1 protein-coding gene and 2 pseudogenes are annotated in these 1,051 nt (G+C 49.5%); 2 read left to right on the top strand and 1 reads right to left on the bottom strand.

Annotated elements, in window-relative coordinates; translation table 11 throughout:
• Window positions 1-236: pseudogene (locus ABW391_RS29555) on the bottom strand (IS3-like element ISAzo10 family transposase); the annotation flags it as partial.
• A gap of 246 nt (window positions 237-482) precedes the next feature.
• Here ABW391_RS29555 and ABW391_RS29550 point away from each other — a divergent pair.
• Window positions 483-797 carry a hypothetical protein gene (locus tag ABW391_RS29550; protein ID WP_353485494.1) on the top strand — a complete coding sequence of 105 codons (315 nt, stop codon included), beginning with the start codon at window positions 483-485 and terminating at the stop codon, window positions 795-797.
• A gap of 34 nt (window positions 798-831) precedes the next feature.
• Window positions 832-1,051: pseudogene (locus tag ABW391_RS29545) on the top strand (hypothetical protein); the annotation flags it as partial.

Here is a 1,051-nt window from a genome sequence, read left to right as displayed (position 1 = left end):
CACCAAGCGTTCTTGTCGACTTCTGACAAAGCCGCTGTGGTGATCACGGCTTGCAGTTTCGCCGGCGCAGTCCATGCCCGCCCTCGGGCGGGCATGGACTGAACTTCTTCTCTCCAGCGTTGCAGCGTTCCTGATGCAATGCCAACTTCCTTGGAGACCAACTCCAGTGCTGCGCTCTCAGGCGGCAACAGCCGAGCGACTGCCCGGTCTTTGAATGATTGTCCGTAACGTGCCACTGCTTTCCTTCATCGCCGCCCCCAGGGTTCTTGGTTCTAAGAAGGCGACAACTATTGTGACGCGGGGGGGTGGGTCGTGTCTGTTTTAAGCCGTAGCTAAGCCGTGCTGATAAAAGTGAACACCTGGATTTTTGCGAGGGGAGTCAGTATGCAGTTGTCACTCAAAATTTAGCAATATGTCACGACTTTGTCACATCTCAGCAAGACACTACCCCACGTCTTAATTAACTTTACGGAGAAAATCGCATGAAATTTGTTTTTATAGCTCACCTCGCCATCGTTGCATTGTTGAGCGGTTGCGCCACCAGCGTTCCAGTTCCTGCCGGAATGAAAGCTGGACAATTCGTCACATTCAAATGTGAGGGCGGTATAAGCTTTCAAGCGCGTGTCGCTGAAGACGGATCAACAGTGCGTGTGCGTTATGAAGGTGGTTATGAGCTTGACAACAAGGGTGCAGGCGTATACGAAGCTGACGGATGGAAGCTTATAACCCAAGGCCCAAGCTCACCTGAGTTGATCCATAACGGCAAATCAATTGGCAAAAACTGCAAAGCAGCATGATTGTCACGGCATTGACATATTTGAAACATAGACTGTGCTGACTCTTTTAATTTTCCTGAAAGGAAATCCTGTGAAATTTTTACCAGTTAAAACTTTGCTGGCTACAGCATCTATGATGTTTATGAGCACAGTAATTACATCCGCTTTCGCGCAGGTCGTGAAAATCGATGGTTCTAGTACCGTCTACCCTGTCACAGAAGCGGTTGCTGAAGAGTTCCAGAAGGCCAACAAAGGCCTTAAGGTTACGGTTGGCG

Origin of the sequence: Haliscomenobacter sp. (genome assembly GCF_040403615.1) — a bacterium.
Taxonomy (GTDB): domain Bacteria; phylum Bacteroidota; class Bacteroidia; order Chitinophagales; family Saprospiraceae; genus Haliscomenobacter.
This window is presented reverse-complemented; position numbering and strand designations above follow the sequence as displayed.